Genomic DNA, 22,520 nt, shown 5'->3' on the forward strand with positions numbered 1-22,520 from the left:
GTCCCGAAGGCCCCATGTTCGCACGGCAGTTGGCACTCCCACCGGCGAGTCCCCTGAACCTACACAGGGTCACCTGCAGCGAAGGGAACAGATCAAGCCCGCGACAGCCGCCGTCCCGGTAACCGGCCCCGGGCCGCCCGCGCTGCCGCCCGGGCCTCTCGCCGCGCCCGCCGCCGCTCGTGGCGCAGTGCCCGCGCCGTACTGCTGGGCACCGATATCACGCCGTGCCGCTGATTCCACACCTGGCGGGTGACCCAGATGTCCAGCACGCTCCACGTGGCGACGACGGTGCTTGCCACGGTGCTCAGCACGGCGGGGAAGGCGAGCCACGATCCGGCGAGAGTGCAGAGAAACGCGATCATGGCTTGAATGAGCGTTACGGCGACGATGATGACGGCCCGTACCGCTGCCGCGCGGACCGGATCGGGCATCCGCCGCCGGATGGCGGGCTCTTCGGTCCACAGCGTTCGGCGGCCCCACGCTCCGACGTCCTGCTGCGTGTCCATCTGACCTTTCCCTCCCCCGCGTGGAGGCTGCTCGAACGCCGGGCGTGCGGTGCCCGACTGCAGGGCGGGTGCCCGGCTTGCACCGGTTCGAAAAGCGGGGCGTACAACAGAATTCCGCCCTCATGCCCCTGACATGATTCACGAACGGGCGGGGCCCGAGGTTCCCGTGGGGCGCGGCATTCCGGCCGACTTTCGCGCCCCGGGCATTCCGGCCGCGTGCCATCGGCCGCAGCCAAGGCTGTGATGTCATGGAATCAGCAGACAACTGAGGATCAGGCTTCTCCGCGGGCTCCCAAGGCGACGTCTCAGCAACCCTTCGGGTTGCCCCCCGACCAGTAGTAGGCTCACGCCGTTTATTGACACTCGCTATCGCTCGCTGTCGAACGGAAAACGGCCCCGGGAACCGGGGTTGACGTAGGGGAGGCCATGCGCTTTCGCGGGAAGTCCATCCGCAGGAAGATCGTGGGGCTGCTTCTGGTACCGCTGGTGTCTCTCGCCTCGGTCTGGGCGTTCGCCACGGTCATCACCGGCCGTGAGCTGATGGAACTCCTGGACGTCGCCGAAGTCGTGGAGAAGGTCGGAACGCCGACCGAGGACACCGTTCAGGTGCTCCAGAAGGAGCGCCGGCAGACCCTGGTGCATCTCGCGGATCCCCGTACCTCGGACGGGCTCGACCGGCTTCATCGGCAGGAGCAAGTCACCGACCGGGTCGTGGCGCGGCTTCGCGGCAACGCCGCCGACGTACGCGACGACCTCTCGCCCGGCGCCCAGACGAGGCTGACGGAGGTGCTCGAGGGCCTCGACGGGCTGAACGCCCTCCGCCGCAAGGTCGAGGAGGGAACGGTCACCCGTGGCCACGTCTTCGCCTCGTACAACGCGCTGATCGACCCCTGCTTCGAGCTCCTGGGCTCCCTCAACCCTCTCGAGGACGCGGAGATGGACAAGCAGGGCCGGGGGCTGGTCGGCATCGTCCAGGCGCGCGAGATGCTCGCCCGGGAGGACGCGGTCCTCGCCGCCGCCCTCACTTCGGGTTACATGAGCACCCGCGAACTGCGCACCTTCTCCGATCTCGTCGCGGGCCGCAAGCTCCTCTACTCCACCAGCCTCCCTCTGCTGCCGACCGAGGAGCGGGAGGTCTACGACAAGTACTGGAACAGCCCGGAACGCGTCGACCTGCGATCCGCCGAGGAGCGGGTCATCGCCGCGGACGCGGATCACGCTCCGACGACCATCGACGCCAAGCGCTGGCAGTCCGCCGTGGGCACCGTCCTCTCCGACCTCGACCGGTTGGGCATCGCAGCCGGTGAGCGCTATGTCGAACGCGTCCAGCCGGTCGCGTTCGACGTCCTCATCCAGGCCGCGGTGGCCGGTGTCATCGGCTTCCTCGCCGTGGTCGTCGCGATCGTCGTCTCGGTCCGCGTCGGCCGCGGGCTGGTCCGTGATCTGACCCGGCTGCGCAAGGAGGCCCACGAAGTCTCCGGAGTCCGGCTGCCCAGCGTGATGCGCCGCCTCGCCGCCGGCGAGCAGGTGGACGTCGAGACCGAGGCTCCCCGCCTGGAGTACGGGCAGGACGAGATGGGCCAGGTCGGCCGCGCGCTCAACACCCTCCAGCGGGCGGCCGTCGAGGCCGCCGTCAAACAGGCGGAGATGCGCCGCGGCATCTCCGAGGTGTTCGTCAACCTGGCCCGCCGCAGCCAGGTGCTCCTGCACCGTCAGCTGACGCTCCTCGACGCCATGGAGCGGCGCACCGAGGACGCCGAGGAACTCGCCGACCTGTTCCGGCTCGATCACCTCACGACCCGTATGCGCCGGCACGCCGAGGGCCTGGTCATCCTCTCCGGAGCCGCCCCGTCCCGGCAGTGGCGCAAGCCGATCCAGCTGATGGACGTGGTGCGCGCCGCCGTCGCCGAGGTCGAGGACTACGAGCGGATCGAGATACGGCGGCTTCCGCGGCTCGCGGTGGGCGGCTCCGCCGTCGCCGACATCACCCACCTCATCGCCGAACTCCTCGAGAACGCCACCGTCTACTCCCCTCCGCACACCGCCGTCCAGGTGCTCGGCGAGCATGTGGCCAACGGCTTCACACTCGAGATCCACGACCGAGGTCTCGGCATGACGGCCGACGGGCTGCTGGACGCCAACCTGCGGCTCGCCGAGACCCCCGAGTTCGAGCTCTCCGACACCGACCGGCTCGGCCTGTTCGTCGTCAGCCGGCTCGCCAGGCGCCACGGCGTCCGCGTCTCCCTGCAGACCTCCCCGTACGGCGGCACCACCGCGGTCGTCTTCATTCCCGCCGGCCTGCTGGTCGACTCCGCCGGCCAGGGCGCCGTGGACGGCGAACCGGAGAGCACGGAGGAGACCGGGAGCGGGGAGTACGAGCAGCCCGACGACAGGTTCGCGGCGCTCGCGCAAACCCCGGTGCCCCTCGCGGGAGTCCCTCAGCCGGCTCCCGTACTCGACGGCCCCGTGGAGCTCGAACCGCCGCTCTCCGCCCTGCAGGACGACGACGAGGGCCGCGTCTTCCGCGCGAGCGAGCGCTTGTCGCGGCGCGCGGCGGCGCGCGAGCCGGATCAGGCGCAGGGCCAGGACCCGCGGCCACGGCAGGGGCAGTCGGCGCGGCAGGATCCGCTGCCCCGCCGCGGCTCGCCCGTCCTGGTCTCCGATCACGGCAGGCCGGTCGAGAACCGGGGCCCCCGCGGCGTCTCCCGGGCCGGCGAGACGAGGGAGCGCACCGGGTCCGCGGAGACCGGCGCCGGTCTGTCCTCGTCGGGACTGCCGCGCCGGGTCCGGCAGGCCAATCTCGCTCCGCAGCTCAAGTCCGATCCCGGGTTCCGGCTGGAGCCGGTCCCGGAGTCCGGGGGCGACGAACCCGAGCGTGATCCCGCCGAGGTACGGTCTCGTATGGCGTCCCTGCAGCGTGGCTGGCAGCTTGGGCGGGAACACACCGGCGAGGACACCCGGTCCTCCCCATCCACCGGATCGTCCGGTTCTTCCGGGTCCGCGGTGGGAAGACAGCACCAGGAATGACGGAGGGGAACGTTCGATGACCGCACTGGACGCCACGGCAGGCAACGCTTCGACGCGGCCGGCGGGGGAGCTCAACTGGCTCCTCGACGAGCTGGTGGAGCGCGTGGGCAGCATCCGCAAGGCGCTGGTGCTGTCCGGCGACGGCCTGGCCAGAGGCACGTCGAAAGAGCTCACCCGCGAGGACGGCGAGCACCTCGCCGCCGTCGCCTCCGGATTCCACAGCCTCGCCAAGGGCGTCGGCCGCCACTTCGACGCCGGCCGGGTTCGGCAGACCGTCGTCGAACTCGACGAGGCCTTCCTGTTCGTCACCGCCGCGGGCGACGGCAGCTGCCTCGCGGTGCTCGCCGACGCCGACTCGGACATCGGCCAGGTGGCGTACGAGATGACGCTGATGGTCAAGCGCGTGGGAGTCCACCTGGGTATCGCGCCCAGGTCCGGCCCGGCCGCCGGGGGGTGACGAGACGTCATGTCCGAGACGGGGGGCCACCTGCACTCCGGGGACCCCGGGGACGGCGAGGGCACGGCACGCTGGTTCGACGACGAAGCCGGACCGGTCGTACGGCCCTACGCCATGACGCGCGGGCGGACGCGCGCCGTGGCCGAGCACCGGCTCGATCTGATCGCCGTCGTGGTCGCCCAGACCAGCGCGGACTCTCCGGACGGTTTCGCCGCCGCCGACCACAGCCTGACCCCGGAGCACGTGGAGATCCTGGATCTGTGCCGGGAGGAACCCCAGTCGGTGGCCGAGCTCGCCGGTGAACTCGACCTCCCGGTCGGGGTCGTCCGGGTGCTCATCGGAGATCTCATCGACGAGGAGCTGGTCCGCGTCGCACCGCCCGTGCCGCCGGCGGAGCTTCCCGACGAGGGGGTGCTACGGGAAGTGATCACCGGGCTGCGGGCGCTCTGACCGGATCGGCGGACCGTCGCCGACACTCACCGCCTGCGCCTGCGGCCGCCGCGCGAGGCGGCCTGGGACAGCAGCTGCTCCACCTGCTCGGCCGCCTCCGAGGCGCGGTCGCGATCGTCCGCCGCCACGTCTCCGGCCTTCCGGGCCGAGCTCCGAGCGCGGCGCTCCGCCCGCTTCGCGTCGGCCGAATCCTGCCGGGCCTGCCGTAGCTCCGACTCCAGTTCCTGCACCCGCGTCTCGGCCCGCTGCCGGCGCTCCTCGGCGTCGGTGAGCTCTTGCTCGGCCGTCTCGGACTCCCGGTCGCTCGCGCGGGCGGTGCGCTCGAGCTCCTCGGCCAGACTCCGGGCCCGGTCCAGCTGCTCGTGCAGCTCACGCGTCGCCCGCGCCTGCTCCTCGGCACGTTCGGACAGCTGCGTCACCGTCCCGGGACGTCCCCGCACCTCCGGCCGGGTCCGCCCGGACCGCCCGGAGGTGGCCGGACGGCCCGAGGGCGCGGTACGGGGCCGCAGCCGGCGCACGGTGGCGGTGACCGGAGGACCGAACGCGGCAGGCGGCTCCAGGGCTTTGGTCAGACGCCCGGTCGCCAGCTGGTCGGCCGCATCGGGGTCGGCGAGTACGGCATGCACCGTGGCTTCGACCTCGCGCAGGACGCCCTCGCCCACCGGACGGCCCGCCTCGGAGGCGAGCCGCTGGGCCCGCCGGGAGAGAGCGGTCACCAGTCGGTGCTGCTGGTGGGACAACTCGCGCAGCTGCCCGCCGTCCAGTTCGCGGTGTGCGCGGCGCAGCTGCTCACCCAGGGCGAGCAGCGCATCGATCTCGTCCCGGTCCCGGCGGACGAGCAGGTTGACCGCCCAGGCGGCCAACGTCGGACGCCGCAGTGCACGGATCTTCGCCGCCTGTCCCCGGGGGGCGCTCCTCGCGGCCTCGTCGCGCGCGGAGGTGAAGTCGTCCGGCGGCAGCCCGTACAGCCGATCGGCAACCTCTTCCCAGTCCATACGGTCATGTTCGCACCACCCGGCGGCGGTCGGCGCGCAGAAACCCCGCTGGTACGGGCCGCGAGCCGGATCGACGCGCGAGGGGCGAGATGACCGAAGGAGACGGGTGGGGAGTCGTCGGGCCCGACACGTTGTACTGTGCCTGACTGCTACCCCACGTTGCCGAGATTGGCATCGAGGATGCGTCTGACCTGCATATCCGGCGAATCGGAAGGAATGGCTCATGGTCATCGGGCGCTCTGACCGACGCCGTAGGGATCCGGTCGAACCGGTGTCACTGAAGATCCTTGTGGCGGGCGGCTTCGGGGTCGGCAAGACCACGCTCGTCGGCGCCGTGAGCGAGATCAGGCCGCTGCGTACCGAAGAGTTGCTCACCGAGGCGGGCCGGCCCACCGACTCGCTCGACGGAGTCGAGAGCAAGCGCACCACCACGGTCGCCATGGACTTCGGACGGATCTCGCTCCGCCAGGACCTGGTGCTGTACCTCTTCGGTACGCCCGGACAGGACCGCTTCTGGTTCCTCTGGGACGAACTGGCCCGGGGCGCGCTCGGTGCCGTCGTGCTCGCCGACACCCGTAGGCTCGGCGACTGCTTCGCCGCCGTGGACTACTTCGAGCAGCGCGGACTCCCGTTCACCGTCGCGGTCAACCAGTTCGACGGGGCCGACCGCTATCCGGCCGAGGCGATCCGCGAGGCGCTGGACCTTGACTCCGGGGTACCGGTGGTGATGTGCGACGCACGGGCCCGGGAGTCCGCCAAGGAGGTGCTGATCTCCGTCGTCGAGCACGCAATGGAGACCGGCGGCGGGCGACGGCAGCCCGCGACCATCTAAGGAGCAGGCCGGGTCGTCGGACCCAGGGCGCGCCGGGGCGGCGCAGGACCCGAGGGCGCGCGCGGACACCCTTCCGGCTTCCGGCGCGCAGGCGGCCCGTACTCCGCCGTCCGAAGTACGGGCCGCGGCGGGTGCGGCTCTGGAGGGCTCTCTGGGGGAGTGCTCGCCGGTCTTCAGGCGCCCTCAGAGGCGGCGCCGGGAAGTCCTACGCCTGGCCCTCGTCGAGCCAGCCGAAGCTGCACTCCACCGCCTTGCGCCAGTTGCGGTACTCGCGGTCGCGCGCCTGCGCGTCCATCTGTGGTGTCCACTCCTGGTCGCGCTTCCAGTGCGCGCGCAGCTCGTCGAGGTCCTGCCACACACCGGTGGCGAGGCCGGCCGCGTATGCCGCGCCCAGGCAGGTCGTCTCGGACACCACCGGGCGGATCACCGGCACGTCCAGGACGTCCGCCTGGTGCTGCATCAGCAGCTCGTTCGTGGTCATGCCGCCGTCGACCTTCAGCGAGGTGATCGGCACGCCGGAATCCTGGTACATCGCGTCCACCACCTCGCGCGTCTGCCAGCTGGTCGCCTCCAGTACCGCCCGTGCCAGGTGCGCCTTGGTCACGTACCGGGTCAGGCCCGTGACCACGCCTCGTGCGTCGGAGCGCCAGTACGGGGCGAAGAGGCCCGAGAACGCGGGCACGATGTACGCCCCGCCGTTGTCGTCCACACTCGCCGCCAGGGCCTCGATCTCGCCGGCGGACTGGATGATGCCGAGCTGGTCGCGGAACCACTGGACGAGCGCCCCGGTGATCGCGATCGCGCCCTCGAGACAGTAGACGGGCTGTTCACCGCCGAGCTGGTAGCCCATCGTCGTCAGCAGCCCGCTCTTCGAGGGCACCGGCCGGTTGCCGGTGTTGAGCAGCAGGAAGCTGCCGGTTCCGTAGGTGTTCTTGGCCTCGCCGACGCCATAGCAGGTCTGGCCGAAGACGGCCGCCTGCTGGTCGCCGAGGGCGGACGCCACGGGTACCCCGGCCAGCTGTCCGACGGCGTCGCCGTACACCTCCGCCGAGCTGCGGATCTCCGGCAGGATCGCCTCGGGCACGTTCATCGCCTGGAGAATGGCCGGATCCCATTGCAGCGTCTCGAGGTTCATCAGCATCGTGCGGCCCGCGTTGGTGACGTCGGTGACGTGCTTGCCGCCGTCCGTGCCGCCGGTGAGATTCCAGATGAGCCAGGAGTCGATGGTGCCGAAGGCTATCTCGCCGTTCTCGGCGCGCTGTCGCAGGCCGGGCACGTTGTCCAGCAGCCAGGCGGCCTTGGGGCCGGAGAAGTAGCTGGCGAGCGGCAGTCCGGTCGCCTCCCGGAACCGGTCCTGCCCGTCGGAGCCGCCGAGCTCGTTGCACAGCGTCGAGGTCCGGGTGTCCTGCCAGACGATGGCGTTGTGCACCGGCTTGCCGGTCTGCCGGTCCCACAGCACCGTGGTCTCACGCTGGTTGGTGATGCCCAGCGCACTGAGCTGGTCGGCGCGCAGCCCCGCTTTGGCGATCGCACCCGCCACCACGGCCTGGACCTTGGACCAGATCTCGGTCGCGTCGTGCTCCACCCAGCCCGGCCTCGGGAATATCTGGCGGTGTTCGCGCTGGTCGACGGCGACGGTCGCACCGTCCTGATTGAAGATGATGCAGCGACTGGATGTGGTGCCCTGGTCGATTGCGGCGACGAACTTGTCCGTCATGTACCTCTCCTGACTCAGAAGGCTTCAGAAAGCTGCGTTGAAGATCAGGCCGGACAGCACCGCTCCGATCAGCGGGCCCGCCACGGGCACCCAGGAGTATCCCCAGTCGGACGTCCCCTTGCGGGGGATGGGCAGCAGGGCGTGGACGATTCTCGGCCCCAGGTCGCGCGCCGGGTTGATGGCGTAGCCGGTGGGCCCGCCGAGCGAGAGGCCGATGCCCACGACGAGGAAGGCCACGATCAGCGTCTGCGTGCCGGACTGGCCGAGCCCCTTGGTGAGACCGAAGGCCAGCACGGGCAGCACCAGACCCATGGTCGCGATGACCTCGGTGACCAGGTTGGCCACCGGGTTCCGGATCTCGGGAATGGTCGAGAAGATCCCCAGCGTGGGCTGGTCGTTGACGCCGAACTGCGCGTAGTAGACGAGCCAGGCGAGTACGGCGCCCAGCGCGGCGCCGATCATCTGGCCGAGGATGTAGAGCGGCACCTTGCCCCACTCGCCGGTGTCGACGGCGATCGCGACGGTCACGGCCGGATTGATGTGCCCGCCCGACAGTGGTCCGGCCGTGTACGCCCCGGCCAGCACGCCGAAGCCCCAGCCGAAGGCTATGACGACCCACCCCGAGGCTCTGGCCTTCGACTTGTTGAGTGTGACGGCGGCGCAGACGCCGGCGCCGAAGAGGATCAGGATCGCGGTGCCGATGACCTCACCGATGAAGATGTTCCCATTCGAGAATTCCATGGCGGCTCCTAGGCCCTCGTCCGGGGCACTCGCCCCGGTCCTCAGTGCAGAGTGCGTCTTCCCGTGCCCGCGGAGCGCGGCGGGCGGGGGAGCGTGCCCCGAGCCTCGCCCGGCATCCACGACGAGCGTGCCAACACAGCGGAATCGCCCAGGGGGAATGGCCGACGGCCCGGACACTCCGTGGCCGACGTGCGGCGATGCCAACTGACACCGGCAGTTTTCACCTGTGCTGAGGGAGCGTCAAGGTTGCTGACAGCAACCGACTAACCGGCGGCGGGAACACCCCGGCCGGCAGCCGTGGGGCCTTGGGGGAAGGGCACCCGCACCACGGTTCCGCGGCGCACCTCCTGCCGTGCGGAGCCCGGTCGGCCGAGCACCCAGCTGGCCCCGCGCAGCGCCTTGGCTGCCTTCTTCAGCGGGGCCAGGCAGGCCGCGGCCTGCTGGTGGTCGGTCACGGCCCCCGGCGCGCACACCACGGTGGCGAGCGACAGGGTCACCGGCATGCCGCCCGCCGACCACGGGGTGTCCAGTACGGCGGCGGCCAACGGCTCCAGCGCCGCCGGATCGGTCAGCAGCAGGAAGTCGTCACCGCCGATGTGCCCGACCCGGGCGCTGGGCCGGTCGTCAACGGCCTCGGCGAGCGTACGGCCCACGGACCGGATCAGCTCGTCCCCCGCCGCGAACCCGGCCCCGTCGTTGACCTGTTTGAAGCCGTCCACGTCCAGCCAGCTCAGGGTGAATGCGCAACCGCACCCGATGCGCCGGTCCACTTCGGAGTTGATCGTGTCCGAGCCGGGCAGCCGGGTCAGCGGATTGAGCCGGACCGCTTCCTCCACCCGGGTCTCGGCGAGCGCCCGCACCATGTCGGCCAGGTGGACCACTCCGACGCACCGGCCCTGTGCGTCGACGACCGTCACATCGTCTCCTGTGCGGCTCCGTTCGTCGGCCGCCACCACGTCCAGCACCTCCCACGCCGTCGCGTGTGTGCCGACCGTGCGGGGCAGGTCGGCCAGGCGCGCCGCGGGGCGGTCCGCGTACAGCGCGTGGCCGTATCGCCCGGAGAGCGACAGCAGGAAGCGGTTCCGGTTCACGGCGCCCACCGGCACGCCGGCGGTGTCCACCAGCACGACGCCGGACACCCCGGGAGACCCGGTGAGCAGCGCCCGTACGTCTTCCGCGGAGGCGGTCGCGGGCAGCAGGGCGGCAGGCTGGACGAACTCCAGCACCAGCGGGCCGGGAGGGGATGATGGGCCGGCAGGCGCGAGCGGGGGCGGTGCCGGACGGTAGACATCGGCGATGGGCCGGCGCGCGGCCGGTGCGAAGAGGTCGCCCTGTGCCAGCTGCGCGCCCATCTCCCGCGCCACCGCGCACTGCAGCTCGGTCTCCACGCCTTCGACGCACAGCTGACCGCCCGACTCGTCGCAGAACCGGCGCAGTCCGGAAACCACCGCCCGGTACGCCCGGTCCTCTGGGAGCCGCGCCACCACCGACGGGTCGACCTTGACCAGGTCGGGCGTCAGGTCCGCGAGCAGCCGCAGCGGCACGTCTCCGTCCCCGACCCCGTCGGCACAGATCCGGAAGCCGTCCTCGCGCAGCCGCGCCACCGCCGACAGCAGGGCGCGCTGCGGGACATGGGTGAAGGGGGCGCCGAGGTCGACGGTCACCTCCCACGGCAGCCGCCCGGCCCCCCTGACGGCCTTGCCCAGGGATGCCAGGCCGCCCAGGTCGGCGGGCGTCCCCGCGAACACGTTGACGTGCAGCGGCAGCAGCGTCTCCCGCCGGGCCGCCGACTGGACGGCGAGCGCCGCCAGCTCCCCGTCGAGGCCGGAGTTGCGCCGGGCCTGGGCGAGTACGTCTCCCTGCTCCGGGCGGGCGAGTATCTCCAGCGCCGCCACCGACCCGGTCGTGAGGTTCACGACCGGCTGGAAGGCGAAGCGGAGATGGTCCGTCCAGGAGGGCACGGCAGCATCATGACCCAACGCCCAGGTGACGATGCGTGATTCACGCAGAGTTCACGAGCCATTCCGGAGCGTAGATCACGACGGGTCCTCAGCGGACCGCGATCACCGACGAGCCGTGGCCGAACAGGCCCTGATTCGCCGTGATCCCCACCCGCGCGCCCGGCACCTGGCGGTCGCCCGCCTGGCCGCGCAGCTGCCAGGTCAGTTCGCAGACCTGGGCGATGGCCTGGGCGGGGACTGCCTCGCCGAAGGACGCCAGGCCGCCGCTGGGGTTGACCGGAAGCCGGCCGCCGAGCGCCGTCACTCCCTCGCGCAGCAGCTTCGCCCCCTCTCCCGCCGCGCATAGCCCCAGGTCCTCGTACCACTCCAGCTCCAGCGCCGTGGACAGGTCGTAGACCTCGGCGAGGGACAGATCCTCGGGTCCGATACCCGCTTCCTCGTAGGCGGTTCGGGCGATCGAGGCCCGGAAGGTCTCCGGTGCGGGCTCCACGGCGGCGGCCGAGTCGGTGGCGATGTCCGGCAGATCCGGGACGGTCCTCGGGTAGCGCGGAGTGACCGTCGACACGGCCCGGATGCGCACCGGATCCGTGGCCCCGTGCCGCCGGGCGTAGTCCAGGCTGCTCAGGACGAGGGCCGCCGCCCCGTCGGACGTCGCACAGATGTCGAGCAGCCGCAGGGGATCGGCGACCACGGCCGACGCGGCCACCTCCTCGGCGCCGACTGCGGTGCGGTAACGGGCGTTGGGGTTGAGCGCCCCGGCGGCCGCGTTCTTCACCTTGACGTGGGCGAAGTCCTCGGCTGTGTCGCCGTGCAGCGCCATGCGGCGGCGGGCGTAGAGCGCGAAGTACGCCGGGTTGGTGGCTCCCAGGATGCGGAACCGCAGCCAGTCCGGGTCGTCGGGCCGGTCTCCGCCCGCCGGCGCGAAGAAGCCCTTCGGCGCCGCGTCCGCGCCGACCACCAGCACGACGTCCGTCATCCCGGCGAGGATCTGGGCCCGGGCGGTGTCGATCGCCTGGGCGCCCGAAGCGCAGGCCGCGTACACGCTCGTGACCCGGGCGCCCTGCCATCCGAGGGCCTGGGCGAACGTCGCGCCGGCGACGTAACCGGGGTAGCCGCCGCGTACGGTGTCCGCGCCGACCACGGAGGGGACGTCCCGCCAGTCGAGGCCCGCGTCGGCGAGCGCCGCGCGTGCGGCCACGGTGCCGTACTCGACGAAGCTGCGCCCCCATTTGCCCCAGGGGTGCATCCCGGCGCCCAGTACCGCCACGTCCCGGGTCATGACGGACCCTCCTCGCCCGCCGTCCCCGGGGCGCCCGCCGGGACGGGCCGCCAGTGCCACGTCGTCCAGATGTGCTCGTCGTCCTCGCAGAGGACGCCCGGGATCACCTCGACCTCCATGCCGACCGCCAGATCGGCCACGGTCACCCCGGGCGCGGCCTGCCCGAGAACCACCATGCGCTCGGCTTCCAGCTCGACCGCCACCAGCGTGTACGGCTCCCAGGCGCGCGCCGGATCGGAGACGTACGGCGGCGGGGGCCGGTAGCGCCCGTCGGTGTAGGACCACACCCGGCCGCGCCGGGAGAGCGGCACCTCCACCAGCTCGGTGCCCGCGCATGCGGGGTTGCGGCAGAAGTGGTCCTCGCGGGGGAAGAAGACCGAGGCGCAGGCGGTGCAGCGGGTGCCCAGGAGCCGGAAGCCCTCCGCGTCGTCGGAGCCTTCGCCCCGGCCCTTTCCCGTGCCTTCCCGCGTGCCTTCCCCGTGCCCTCCGCGGAACCAGCCGGCCACCACGGGCGTACGCGTGCGTGCCACGGCCCCTCCCTGGCTTCTCCGAATCTGACGGAACGTCAGAAGTCTGCCACGGTCAGCCGTTCTCGGCGAGCCACTTGGCGGCGATCTCCGCGAGCTCGTGGTCGCGGCCGGCGAGCATCATCCGGATCATCTGCGCGTCCCCGCGCAACGACCAGGCGGGATGTCCGAAGGTCGCCGGGTTGTTCTTCTCGATGAAGAAATGGGCGGGCCAGGCGGTGCCGTAGCCGACGACCGGAAGCCCGGCGAGGTAGCGCTTACGCCCGCTCACCAGGCCGTAGGCGCTCAGTGCGAGGCCGGTGAGCGTGCCGGCCAGATGGATCCAGCGGGTGGCGGCCTTGGAGTGCATGGCCACGTAGTACGGCCAGAACTCCTCGTATGACGCGAAGGTCTGCTGTGTCATTCCCGCACCGTAGTGCGGTCGGCGGGCGCTGTCAGCGCCCGGGCGGGGCGGCGACGACCCGGCACGGGCGGGACCGCGAGGGTGGCCCTGACCCCCGAGGCCACCGCAGGTCACCGAGGTGCAGCTGCTGGTCACTGGGTGGAGGATCTCGTGATCAGAACCGTCCGACCAGCCGCTTTGCGTCGGGTGAATCGGCGGGTGCCTCCAGTTCGAGAGGGGCCCCGTGCATCCTGCCGTCGGTCGCCGGAAGCTGGAGTCATGGACGGTTCACCGGGTTGCCGGACTGCGCGACTGAAGGAGGTCGTCATGCCGTCGTTCGAGGTGAGGACGAGGACGGGCGGACCGACTGCCCTCGAGGAGTCGGCTGCTCGGAAAGTGGCGGCGAGCCTCACCGGCGAGCTGCTTCGTCCCGGAGACGGAACGTACGACGAGACTCGCAGAGTCTGGAATGGTCTGATCGACCACCGGCCTGCGCTGATCGCCCGCTGCGCCGGGACGGCCGATGTCGCCCGGACGGTCGCCTTCGGCCGCGAACGCGACCTGCTGGTCTCCGTACGCGGCGGTGGCCACAACATCGCGGGCAAGGCGGTGTGCAGGGGCGGCCTGATGATCGACCTGTCGCGGATGAGAAGCGTCGCAGTCGACCCGTCGGGCCGGACGGCCCGGGTGGAAGGAGGCGCGACGCTCGGGGAATTCGACAGGGCCGCGCAACGGTCAGGGCTCGCGACGACGTCGGGTGTGGTGACCCATACAGGAGTCGCCGGACTCACGCTCGGCGGCGGAGGGGGCCGACTGGCCCGGACGTACGGCCTCGCCTGCGACAACCTTCTGTCCGCCGAGATCGTTACCGCCGATGCTCAGGTAGTGAGAACCGACGCCACCGAGAACTCCGACCTCTTCTGGGGTATGCGGGGCGCAGGCGCCAACTTCGGGGTCGTGACCTCCTTCGAGTTTCAGCTCCACCCCGTGGGCCCGAGGGTTCTGGGAGGTGTGGTTGTCCACCCCCTGGAGAGGGCCAGGGCGGCGCTGCGGTTCTATGACGAGTACGCCCGATCGGCCCCGGACGAGCTGTCTGCCGACGCCATCTTCCTGACCTCGCCCGACGGTGACCGGGTGCTCGCGCTCTCGGTCTGCTACGCCGGACCGATGGAGCAGGGCGAGCGCGCGCTGGAACCGCTCCGACGATTCGGCCCGCCCCTCCTCGACCAGATCGGACCCGTTGCGTACACCGAACTGCAGTCCGCTGCAGACGCCTTCTTCCCCATCGGCCTTCGCTACTACTGGAAGTCACACTTCCTGGAGGAGATCGCCGACGACGCGATCGAGGCCACCGTGAGCCACTTCGCCGAGGTTCCCTCACCGCGCTCCCTCATCGTCTTCCAGCAGTACGGCGGTGCCGTGAGCCGCGTCCCCCGAGCCGCGACGGCCTTCCGCCACCGGAACGCGCAGTACGACAACTTCGCCGCGTCGATATGGTCGGACCCCGGGGAATGGGACGCGCACCGGAACTGGGTTCGGCAGTGGTGGGGCATGGTGAGCCCGTTCTCCCTCGGAGCGGAGTACGTCAACAACTTGGGCGAAGAGGGCGAGGACCGGGTACGGGCCGCCTACGGAGACAACTACGAACGCCTGGTGACCCTCAAGAACACCTACGACCCCACCAACTTCTTCCATCTGAACGCGAATATCCGACCGAGCAGCTGAGTTCTCATCGCCGACAGGAAGACGGCGGGCAAAGCGCGGCGGAGCCGTACGAGTGGTCCTGCCTCCCTGCGCCGGCGCGCTGCTGCGGCAGACTCTGCACTGTGGATCACATGGTGGTGGAGATCGCGAACAGGCTGGCTGAGGCCGGTGGCGTCGTAGGTGTGTGCCTCGGTGGCAGTCGGGCGCGCGGAACGCACCGTCCTGACTCCGACTACGACCTGGGCCTCTACTACCGTCAGCCTTTGGACACCGCTGCTCTGCGCCTGCTCGCAGGCGAGTTGACCGGGGGCACGGTCGAGGTGACCGAGCCGGGCGGCTGGGGCCCTTGGGTCGACGGCGGTGCCTGGCTCACTGTGGACGGCCTGCACATCGACTGGATCTACCGCGACCTGGACCGCGTGCATCGCATCTGGCAGGAGTGCCAGGCAGGGCATTTCGAAGTAGGCACCCAGGCGGGCCATCCGCTGGGGGTGTACTCGCACGCCTATGTGGGAGAGGTGTCCCTCGGGCGCATTCTCGTAGATCGCGACGGTGAACTGACCGCTCTGCAGGAACAGACCCGCAGCTTTCCGCAGCCACTGCGCGAGTCGCTGGTCGCCAATGCCCGGTGGGAAGTGCCGTTCACCTTGTCCGTAGCCCGGAAAGGTGCGACCCACGGCGACTCGTGCTACGTCGCGGGCTGCCTGTTCCGCGCAGTCGGACTCCTCGTCCAGGCCCTGCACGCCGCAGCCGGGTGCTGGCTCATCAACGAGAAAGGATCCGTGCAGTCCGCGGGACATCTCCTGCTCGCGCCGACGGACTTCTCCGCCCGCGCCCACGCTCTGTTCCGCGCACTGGACACCGCCCCAGACGACCTCAGTGGTGTACTCGAAGAGGCGGACCGACTGGCCGCCGACGTCCTGGAGAACCTCCCGGGTTGACGCGGACCCTCAGGGCTGTCCCGTAACGGCCCCGTGCCCTGACGGCGTCGATGACCTCTGCACGGTGGAGGAATCGCTGACGATGTTCGCCGACGCGATCGGGGTCGCGGTGTCGACGGTGGCGGACTGGCAGTGGACCGCGAGCCGGTGGCCACCAGGCGGCTGGTCGGGCAGCAGGTCGCCTGGCCTGTCACGGCTGAGGAGAAGGCCCAGGCGGGCGACCTTCAGCGCTTCAGGCTGACGATCACCGATCTGCCCGTAGGATTGCCGGCCTGATTGACCTGGACGTGGCCGACGCCGAGGATTTTGTCGGTGCCTGGAATCGGCTCGATGGCGTTCAGCCAGAGCGACTGCTGTGAGCTGGACTTGATCCCGTCGGTGCTCGGCAGCCGTGGGTGCGAGATCTTGACGCAGTCGCCGTCCGCGGTGAGGTACCGGCTGCCGCTGAGGAGCAGCCCGTGCTCACCGTCGCGCACCGCGTGGCCGCGGTCGGCACACGCTCCCTTCGCGTTCGGCAGCTTGGTCCAGCGGGTGCCGTTCCAGCGCAGCCGGATGTCCTCGTCGGCGGGCTCGTTGTCTTCCTCGCCGTGGTTGAAGGTGTGCTCGCCGTAGACACGTACGTCGTCCTTTGCCAGCGCGACGACCTCGGTGAGGGAGGCGCCGGGTTCGGATGGCGCCGGGGCTGGGAAGTGGTATTCCGGCGTCCGCACGAGCTTCCAGGCGCGGCCGTCCCAGTGCACGGCGGCGGGCTGGGTGAACTCCCCCTCCCGGCCGGTGTCCACGTCGTTCGTGTTGCGGTATCCGACCGCCCACAGGTCGTCCGACGCGACGCCGTCGAGTGCGCTGACGGTGACGGGCAGGTCCATAGCAGTCCAGCGGGTGCCGTCCCAGTGGTACGCCCCAGTCTGGCCGTCGACGACCCAGATGTCGTCCGCGGCGAAGGCCTTTACATCGGCGGCCTGGTGGCCGTCGGGGAGCTTGGGCAGCGCCGTCCAGCGCATGCCGTCCCAGCGAGCCATCCGCGGCGCCTTCAGATCCTCCAGGCTCGCCGTCAGCAGGAATCCGCCGGAGTCCACAGCGTCGAAGCGCGCCTCGTAGACGCTGTCGCCGAACGCCGTCGGCATGGGACGGCGCTGCCAGCGGGTGCCGTCGTAGTGCAGGAGGAAGCCGTCGTCGGCCGACTCGTCCCCGGCGTAGCTGACGGTGCGGGTGGCGTTGCCCACCACCCAGATGTCGTCGCCAGCGGTCGCAATCATGCCGGACAGCTGGCCCAGGCCCTTGTCTTTGAAGACCTTGTCGTACCTCCAGGTCACATCGGAGTCGCTCGCGGCGCAGAAGGCCACGACGGCGGCGAACAGGAGCACGAACACGGCGAGTACCGCGTTGACCTTGATCATGTTCATGTTCCCCGCCTGTGCTCGCCCAAAGCCCCCGGCCCGTGGCCGCACAGCATACTTTCCGGCGCCTCGTCCGGATCATCACTGTCCGTCACCTCAGTGGCGTGCTGCTGGTCAGAGGCGGCACCCGATGCTCTGTGAGACGAGACAGTGTGGGAGAGACGATCTTGCCATGGCTGGTGTGATCACGGCGTCGGAGCCGTCCTGGATAGCCCCGTTCACCGGACTGAGTCCGCCCTGCTTCCACAAGCTGATCAAGCCAGCGGACAACCAGCCGGTCAGGGTGGACGAAGACGTCGAGATACCAGTGCCCATGGCAGGCGAGGTCTGGACCGTCGGCGCGGTGATCCCGCGAGGTCGAGGAAGAGACTGGCTGGCGCCACCGGAGGAGTGGTCCAAGCATTCCACCTACGACTGGTTCGGCCCCGCCGACCTTTACCGGCTCAAAGAGAACCGCTCGCCGGGGGATTGTCTGATCCACGATCTGATCAGCAAGGTTGTGCGACGTTGGCCGGACTAGCCCCCAGGCAGCGGCATCGCGAACTGCGACGCTCTCATCGATGGTGTGTCAGCGACCTTCGGTGGACGGGGAAGTCGAAGTACGTATCGGGGAAGAGCTCCGGCTTGTGCGTGAAGTGCCACCACTCCTCGGGGAGGTTGACGAATCCCATGTCCTCCAGGGTGTTCTTCAGCAGAAGTCGGTTCGCGCGCTGCTCGCCCTGAATGCGTGGATCCAGGGTGTGGGATAGGGTGTCGAAACAATCGAAACCCGTTCCCATGTCGACGGAGTTGTCGGGGAAGCGCTCCTTCTGCGGCGCGTAGCAGGGAACCAGTCGCTCCCCCGGCTCGTACGGGCGAGTGGGGCGGGCCGGGAGCTTCACCACCGTCAGATCCACCGTGCTGCCGCGGCTGTGCCCGGACTTCTCGGCGATGTAACCGTCCTCGAACAGCCGTGACTTGTCGACCCGCGGATAGAACTCGCCCTTCATCGCCTGGTCGTCCAGGTCCTTCGCCCAGGCGACGAAGTGATCCACCGCCCGCTGGGGCCGGTAGCAGTCGTACACCTTGAGCGAGTAGCCCTTGCGCAACAGCTGCCGCTGCGCCCTGTGCAGGGCCTTGGCCGCCGGGGCGGTCAGGATGCACAAGGGCTGGCGGTATCCGTCTATGGGCTCCCCGACGAAGTTGTGCGGCGTGATGTAGCGGATCTCGTGGAGGATCGTCGGGTCGATCTCGCGCAGCGAGACGAATTCCTTGGGCGCCGTGGGCTCCGGCTTCGCCAGTGCCTCCGGAGGAGCCGCGGTGACGGCGACGAGCGCGGCGGCGGTCAGAGCGACGGTACGGAGCGCGGCAGTCAGTCGTCGTGGCATCCCCCTCATCTACCAGCCGGACGCCGCGGGCGGAAGCCGGGCGGAAGCCGGGCGGAAAGTGAGGGTGAATGGCAGCCTCGGTCAGGCCCCGCAGCCATCGGTTCCACACCCGCTGCAGCCAGTTACCGCTGGACGCCTCCCTGTTGGGGACCACCCAGCTCACCGGACCCAGGTGTGACGCACACCACGGTCCGGCTCCAACACCGGGGCCGGCGGCAGAGGAACCGATTCGATCGCTCGCTCCTCTAAGGGGACGAGTGACCTCCCCAGGTGCCCTGACAACTGCAGAGTACTGAATCCATCCGTCTACCAGCACGTATGGGCATGTGCGCGAGGTCGCCTTCGGGCAGAAGCTGTCGGCCGCCGAGTCGACACAGCACCGGGCGTGCATGAGAGGAGGGACATGAGCAGAGGCTGTCGCCCCCTCCCCGGCAGCAAGAGGAGAGGTCATGCGACCCTTTGCACTGAACTACGGCCGTCCGGCTGCGCATCCGCCCGTCACGATGCCGTACGCCTATGACGCGACACGGCAGTGGAACGTCCTGCCCGACGGGCGCCCGGCCATCAGCGATCGCGAGTTGTTACTGGCAATCGGCACCACCACCTCCACTGCCGGTTCCAAGACGCACTTCGACGACTGACGGTGCTCATGACGGTGCTCATACTCACCTGCCCCGAGGATGTGACGGCGGACATGGTGGTGTCCGTGCTGCACGACGAGGGTGTCCCGGTCGTACGTCTGGATCCCGCCGACCTCCCCGGCAGGGTGGCCTTGTCCGCCGAGTACGTGCAGGGCGACTTCGGCGGACACCTGTCCGTCGGTGGCCGTGTCGTGACCATGAGCGGGCTGCGTTCCATATGGGTCCGCAGACCCGGACGGCCGGCGGCGCACGCAGACCCGCCGTCCGAATGGCTCACGGCCGAGTCCGAACAGGCCCTGTACGGAACCCTCTACTGCACGGGTGCCCGCTGGATGAATCACCCCGTCGCGGCCGCGCCGGCCCGCAACAAACCGTGGCAGCTGAACGTCGCCCAGCGCAGCGGCTTCGCCGTGCCCCCCACGCTGATCACCACCTTTCCCCAGATAGCAGGCGAGTTCGCCGCCCGGTACCGGGACCTGGTGGTGAAGCCGGTCTCCGGAATACACCCCAGCGACCCGCCGATGGCGTTGCCCACCACCCGTATCGAGCCGAATGCGGACTTCGCAGGCGTCATGGCCTGCCCGACCCTCCTTCAGCAGCATGTGCCCAAGCGTGCGGACATCCGGCTGACCTGTGTCGGTGAGGAGATGTTCGCCGCGCGGAAGGCATCGTCCGACCCCGACCAGGTGGACTGGCGGTTCGCCGACAATGGCGGCGCGTGGGTGCCGGTCGAGGTGCCCGCGCGGATCGCGAAGGCCGTTCACAGCTACATGTCCATCGGCCAACTCGCGTATGGCGCATTCGACTTCGCCGAGGACGGCGACGGCACCTGGTGGTTCCTCGAGTGCAACCAGGGAGGGCAGTTCGGCTTCGTCCAACTGGAGACGGGCCAGCCCATTGCCGAGGCCGTCGCGGCCTGGTTGGCCTCGGGCGCCGCGCCGTGACGCCCGCTACGGGGGCCCCGCTACGGGGGCGGACGCGCCCCATGGACCCCGGACGCCTGACCAGGCTTCCGGGGTCCACGCCCTGGCCGCCGTAGACCAGGCGCCGAGGCCGACTCCTGGGTCGCCGGACCCTGCCGGCACCGATCAGCCAGGCCGTCCCCGTACGCGTACGGGGTACCGCAGATCTCCGCCGCCCGTCCGCTCGACGAGGACACGGCCGTCCTCGATCCGGGAGGTGAACCTCTCGATCCGGGGACGTTCCCAGCCGTCTCCGGCATCGGGGGCCACCAGCCCGCTGCCCTCGCGCCCCGCCGCCGGCGTCCACACCTCCAGTTCGACTCCGCCGTCCGCCGCCTGGACCGGCAGCACCGAACCCGCCCGCGCCAGCACGGGAATCCGCGACAGCGGCGCGTCCAGCAGCACCTGCCCCGGCCCGTCGTGCGCGTGTCCCGTCGCCGTGTCGTACCAGCGCCCGGGCGGCAGACGCACCGCCCGCCGGGTCGTACCGGGCTCCAGCACCGGGGCGACCAGCAGCGCGTCACCCAGCAGAAAGGCGTCCTCGCAGTCGCGCAGCCTCCGATCCTGCGGCGCATGCCACCACAAGGGCCGTACGTAAGGTGCCCCCGTCCGCTGCGCCAGATGGGCCAGGGTGACGAAGTACGGCAGCAGCCGCTCCCGCTCGCGCAGCGCCACGCGCGCGTGCTCCAGCACCTCTGGCCCGAACTCCCAGGGCTCGCGCCGGCCCGCGAAGAACGCCGAGTGTGTGCGGAACAGCGGCAGCCACGCCCCCAGCTGAAACCAGCGCAGATACAGCTCCGGTGAGGGCGAGCCGGTGAAACCGCCCACGTCAGGCCCCGAGTACGGCACTCCGCACAACCCGATGCCCAGCACCAGCGCCAGCGACGCGCGCAGCCCAGGCCACCCGGTGGCCACGTCTCCCGACCAGGTGCCGCCGTATCTCTGCATCCCCGCCCAGCCCGAGCGGGAGAACAGGAACGGCCGTTCCTCCGGCCGCAGTTCGCACAGCCCCTCGTACCCGGCCCGGGCCATCGCCAGCCCGTAGACGTTGTGCGCCTCGCGGTGGTCGCCGCCCCGGCCCTCCAGGGCGTGCCGGGCGGAACGAGGGAGGGACGGATCACCGAAGGGGGCGAAGGACACCGGTTCGTTCATGTCGTGCCACACCCCGGAGAAGCCCTGCTCCAGCCGCTCCGCGTACAGCCCGCCCCACCACTTCCGCACCTGAGGGTCGGTGAAATCGGGGAACACCGACTCGCCCGGCCACACCACCCCTCGCACTTCCCGGCCCCGCGCGTCCCGTACGAAGGCATCGCACGCGGACCCGCTGTCGTACACCGCATTGCCCGGCTCCGCCTTCACCGCGGGATCGATGATCGACACCAACCGCACACCGTCGGCCCGCAACTCCTCCGCGAGCGCGGGCAGGTCGGGAAAGCCCTCGGTGTTCACCGTGAACACCCGGTTGCCCCGGAAGTGGTCGATGTCCAGATGCAGTGCCGACAGCGGCAGCCCCCGCTCCCGGTAGCTCCTCGCGATCCGCCGCACCTCCAGCTCGTCGCCGAAACCCCAGCGCGCGTGGTGGTGACCGAGCGCCCAGCGCGGGGGGAGCGCGGGCGCGCCGGTGAGCGTCGTCCAGCTCCGCAGGAGGCGCGCCGGGGTGCCGACGACGGTCCACGAGCGCAGCGGCCCGCCGTCCATGCGCAGTTCGTACGACCCGGGGCGGTCGTGCCCGGAGCCCGCGCCCTCGTCGCCCTCGTGCAGCCGCATGCGCCCATCCCACGGATTGTCGTGGAAGACCAGGTGGGTGCCCCCGTCGGCGACGACGGTCAGCACCGGCATGGTCAAGTACAGCGGGTCGTCCCCGGGTACGAAGGCGCCACCCGGATCGGTGTTCCACAGGCGGTACGAGCCGTCCCGCAGCCGGGGCCCCGCCGCGCGGCCCCCCAGGCCGAAGAAGCGCGCGTCCGCCGCCACCTCCGAACGTTGCACCCAGCGCGAGCCGGCCCCCTCCGCCGCGTCCACCGGGTCCCACCAGCGCGGCGGCAGATCCCGCCGGAGCACCACCCCGCCCGGCGTCCGGACCTCCACCGCCCCGTGCCGGGACACCGCCACCGTCACGCGCTCCGAGACGACTCGCCAGCCCCCGTCCATGTCGGGCTCCAGCTCCGCACGCACATCCGGCTCGGGACAGCCGCGCACCAGCGCGTAGGAAGGCTCCGGCTCGGCGCCGTCCCAGCCGCAGAACACGGCACCGCCGGTGGTCACGATCACCCGCAGGGAGGAGCGTGCGAACCGGACCTCTCCGCCCCCGGGCTGCGGATCCGCTCCCTCCGCGAGCCCCGGCACGCGCGCCCGCTCCGGCCCCCGCCTGGGCAACCCGAGGGCATCCGCCCGCCGGCGCCGCCACGCCGAACGCACGGAGCGGAGCCCTTGCGCCGTACCGACCACCTTCACCGACCGCACCAGTCCCCGGGCATCCATACTGCTCACCCTGCCATCGGCGGCGGAGCGTACGAGGCGCGTTCAACTGTCGTTCACCCATGGTCACAGCCACGCCACGCGCTCCGCGTCGGCTGCCGCGCGAGAGCCCACCGGAGCGCGGTGCAGCGCGTCGCCGCCGCGCATCCGCCCCCG

Annotated in this window: 19 protein-coding genes and 1 pseudogene; 9 read left to right on the forward strand and 11 right to left on the reverse strand. The window is 70.8% G+C overall.

Annotated features, from left to right (window positions below):
* Positions 1 to 92 precede the first annotated feature (92 nt).
* The gene (locus tag ACTWQI_RS12415; RefSeq protein WP_443269928.1) at positions 93 to 569 is read right to left on the reverse strand and encodes a hypothetical protein; all 477 of its coding nucleotides are present in this window, start codon (positions 567 to 569) and stop codon (positions 93 to 95) included.
* 363 nt (positions 570 to 932) lie between these two features.
* On the opposite strand from ACTWQI_RS12415, the gene ACTWQI_RS12420 reads away from it, so the two are divergent.
* Genes ACTWQI_RS12420 through ACTWQI_RS12430 form a run of 3 tightly spaced genes read left to right on the forward strand, consistent with a single transcriptional unit; the run spans position 933 to position 4,440 of the window.
* The gene (locus ACTWQI_RS12420) at positions 933 to 3,533 is read left to right on the forward strand and encodes a sensor histidine kinase (protein WP_443269886.1); all 2,601 of its coding nucleotides are present in this window, start codon (positions 933 to 935) and stop codon (positions 3,531 to 3,533) included.
* Positions 3,534 to 3,549: 16 nt separating this feature from the next.
* Complete coding sequence (locus ACTWQI_RS12425) at positions 3,550 to 3,990, forward strand: roadblock/LC7 domain-containing protein (RefSeq protein ID WP_443269887.1); 441 nt, start codon at positions 3,550 to 3,552, stop codon at positions 3,988 to 3,990.
* Positions 3,991 to 3,999: 9 nt separating this feature from the next.
* Positions 4,000 to 4,440, forward strand: coding sequence for a DUF742 domain-containing protein (locus tag ACTWQI_RS12430; RefSeq protein WP_443269888.1), 441 nt, complete (start codon positions 4,000 to 4,002; stop codon positions 4,438 to 4,440).
* 26 nt (positions 4,441 to 4,466) lie between these two features.
* On the opposite strand, the gene ACTWQI_RS12435 is transcribed toward ACTWQI_RS12430, so the two are convergent.
* Positions 4,467 to 5,435 carry a hypothetical protein gene (locus tag ACTWQI_RS12435; RefSeq protein ID WP_443269889.1) on the reverse strand — a complete coding sequence of 323 codons (969 nt, stop codon included), beginning with the start codon at positions 5,433 to 5,435 and terminating at the stop codon, positions 4,467 to 4,469.
* Positions 5,436 to 5,658: 223 nt separating this feature from the next.
* On the opposite strand from ACTWQI_RS12435, the gene ACTWQI_RS12440 reads away from it, so the two are divergent.
* A complete protein-coding gene (locus ACTWQI_RS12440; protein ID WP_443269890.1) occupies positions 5,659 to 6,267 on the forward strand; it encodes a GTP-binding protein in 609 nt (202 codons plus the stop codon).
* A 205-nt stretch (positions 6,268 to 6,472) separates the two neighbouring features.
* On the opposite strand, the gene glpK is transcribed toward ACTWQI_RS12440, so the two are convergent.
* From glpK to ACTWQI_RS12470, 6 genes are all read right to left on the reverse strand, one after another.
* Entirely contained in the window at positions 6,473 to 7,984 is a 1,512-nt protein-coding gene (gene glpK, locus ACTWQI_RS12445; protein ID WP_443269891.1) for a glycerol kinase GlpK, read from the reverse strand.
* A 24-nt stretch (positions 7,985 to 8,008) separates the two neighbouring features.
* Positions 8,009 to 8,725: an MIP/aquaporin family protein gene (locus tag ACTWQI_RS12450; protein WP_443269892.1), complete on the reverse strand. Its 717-nt coding sequence runs from the start codon at positions 8,723 to 8,725 to the stop codon at positions 8,009 to 8,011.
* A gap of 263 nt (positions 8,726 to 8,988) precedes the next feature.
* Positions 8,989 to 10,686 (reverse strand): GGDEF domain-containing protein, encoded by a 1,698-nt coding sequence (locus ACTWQI_RS12455; RefSeq protein WP_443269893.1) that lies wholly within the window; start codon positions 10,684 to 10,686, stop codon positions 8,989 to 8,991.
* Between the two features lie 88 nt (positions 10,687 to 10,774).
* The gene (locus ACTWQI_RS12460; protein WP_443269894.1) at positions 10,775 to 11,965 is read right to left on the reverse strand and encodes a lipid-transfer protein; all 1,191 of its coding nucleotides are present in this window, start codon (positions 11,963 to 11,965) and stop codon (positions 10,775 to 10,777) included.
* Complete coding sequence (locus ACTWQI_RS12465; RefSeq protein ID WP_443269895.1) at positions 11,962 to 12,495, reverse strand: Zn-ribbon domain-containing OB-fold protein; 534 nt, start codon at positions 12,493 to 12,495, stop codon at positions 11,962 to 11,964. Before ACTWQI_RS12465 ends, ACTWQI_RS12460 begins: the two co-directional genes overlap by 4 nt.
* A gap of 52 nt (positions 12,496 to 12,547) precedes the next feature.
* Complete coding sequence (locus ACTWQI_RS12470) at positions 12,548 to 12,895, reverse strand: Mpo1-like protein (protein WP_443269897.1); 348 nt, start codon at positions 12,893 to 12,895, stop codon at positions 12,548 to 12,550.
* A 306-nt stretch (positions 12,896 to 13,201) separates the two neighbouring features.
* On the opposite strand from ACTWQI_RS12470, the gene ACTWQI_RS12475 reads away from it, so the two are divergent.
* Together ACTWQI_RS12475 and ACTWQI_RS12480 are read left to right on the forward strand one after the other, a co-directional pair.
* Entirely contained in the window at positions 13,202 to 14,599 is a 1,398-nt protein-coding gene (locus ACTWQI_RS12475) for an FAD-binding oxidoreductase (RefSeq protein WP_443269898.1), read from the forward strand.
* Between the two features lie 110 nt (positions 14,600 to 14,709).
* Positions 14,710 to 15,519, forward strand: a complete 810-nt coding sequence (locus ACTWQI_RS12480; RefSeq protein WP_443269930.1) for a nucleotidyltransferase domain-containing protein — start codon at positions 14,710 to 14,712, stop codon at positions 15,517 to 15,519.
* A gap of 224 nt (positions 15,520 to 15,743) precedes the next feature.
* Here the strand turns inward: ACTWQI_RS12480 and ACTWQI_RS12485 are convergent, their stop codons facing one another.
* Positions 15,744 to 16,922: a hypothetical protein gene (locus tag ACTWQI_RS12485; RefSeq protein WP_443269899.1), complete on the reverse strand. Its 1,179-nt coding sequence runs from the start codon at positions 16,920 to 16,922 to the stop codon at positions 15,744 to 15,746.
* Between the two features lie 166 nt (positions 16,923 to 17,088).
* Here ACTWQI_RS12485 and ACTWQI_RS12490 point away from each other — a divergent pair.
* A pseudogene (locus ACTWQI_RS12490) lies at positions 17,089 to 17,172 on the forward strand (IS5/IS1182 family transposase); the annotation flags it as partial.
* 298 nt (positions 17,173 to 17,470) lie between these two features.
* On the opposite strand, the gene ACTWQI_RS12495 reads toward ACTWQI_RS12490, so the two are convergent.
* Positions 17,471 to 18,283: a M15 family metallopeptidase gene (locus ACTWQI_RS12495; RefSeq protein ID WP_443269900.1), complete on the reverse strand. Its 813-nt coding sequence runs from the start codon at positions 18,281 to 18,283 to the stop codon at positions 17,471 to 17,473.
* 449 nt (positions 18,284 to 18,732) lie between these two features.
* On the opposite strand from ACTWQI_RS12495, the gene tgmA reads away from it, so the two are divergent.
* Both tgmA and tgmB read left to right on the forward strand, forming a co-directional pair.
* The gene (tgmA, locus tag ACTWQI_RS12500) at positions 18,733 to 18,924 is read left to right on the forward strand and encodes a putative ATP-grasp-modified RiPP (RefSeq protein WP_443269901.1); all 192 of its coding nucleotides are present in this window, start codon (positions 18,733 to 18,735) and stop codon (positions 18,922 to 18,924) included.
* 8 nt (positions 18,925 to 18,932) lie between these two features.
* Positions 18,933 to 19,868, forward strand: coding sequence for an ATP-grasp ribosomal peptide maturase (gene tgmB, locus ACTWQI_RS12505; RefSeq protein ID WP_443269902.1), 936 nt, complete (start codon positions 18,933 to 18,935; stop codon positions 19,866 to 19,868).
* 144 nt (positions 19,869 to 20,012) lie between these two features.
* Here tgmB and ACTWQI_RS12510 read toward each other — a convergent pair whose 3' ends face one another.
* The gene (locus tag ACTWQI_RS12510; protein WP_443269903.1) at positions 20,013 to 22,367 is read right to left on the reverse strand and encodes a glycoside hydrolase family 31 protein; all 2,355 of its coding nucleotides are present in this window, start codon (positions 22,365 to 22,367) and stop codon (positions 20,013 to 20,015) included.
* Positions 22,368 to 22,520: the final 153 nt, after the last annotated feature.

Source organism: Streptomyces sp. KR80 (assembly GCF_052245555.1).
In the GTDB taxonomy this organism is placed as follows: Bacteria; Actinomycetota; Actinomycetes; order Streptomycetales; family Streptomycetaceae; genus Streptomyces.